Here is a 368-nt window from a genome sequence, read left to right on the forward strand (position 1 = left end):
GTGAGCCATGAAGGACTCGAACCTTCGACCCTCTGATTAAAAGTCAGATGCTCTACCAACTGAGCTAATGGCTCTCTTGAAGTGGTGCCGGCGAAAGGACTTGAACCCTCAACCTACTGATTACAAGTCAGTTGCTCTACCAGTTGAGCTACACCGGCACGGTGTTGAATCTAGTTACATAGCCCAGAAAACCACTCCGGAATCTGTCGCGCCCAATAAGATGAAACATCTTCTTGTGCACGCCTGATTTCCTCGGACTTTCTACCGCAGGCTATTTCACTTTTTAAATAAATGGTGGAGGATGACGGGATCGAACCGCCGACCCCCTGCTTGTAAGGCAGGTGCTCTCCCAGCTGAGCTAATCCTCC

The 368-nt window shown here is 50.0% G+C and carries 3 tRNA genes; all 3 read right to left on the reverse strand.

Annotation, left to right across the window (positions count from 1 at the left end):
• Position 1 precedes the first annotated feature (1 nt).
• The 3 genes from AB5N96_RS13570 to AB5N96_RS13580 all read right to left on the reverse strand — a co-directional run bounded on the left by AB5N96_RS13570 (position 2) and on the right by AB5N96_RS13580 (position 368).
• A tRNA-Lys gene (locus AB5N96_RS13570) sits at positions 2–74 on the reverse strand.
• Positions 75–82: 8 nt separating this feature from the next.
• Positions 83–158: transfer RNA gene (locus AB5N96_RS13575), tRNA-Thr, on the reverse strand.
• Between the two features lie 134 nt (positions 159–292).
• Positions 293–368 (reverse strand) — tRNA-Val (locus AB5N96_RS13580).

The organism is Chryseomicrobium imtechense, assembly GCF_041475995.1.
Taxonomy (GTDB): domain Bacteria; phylum Bacillota; class Bacilli; order Bacillales_A; family Planococcaceae; genus Chryseomicrobium; species Chryseomicrobium aureum.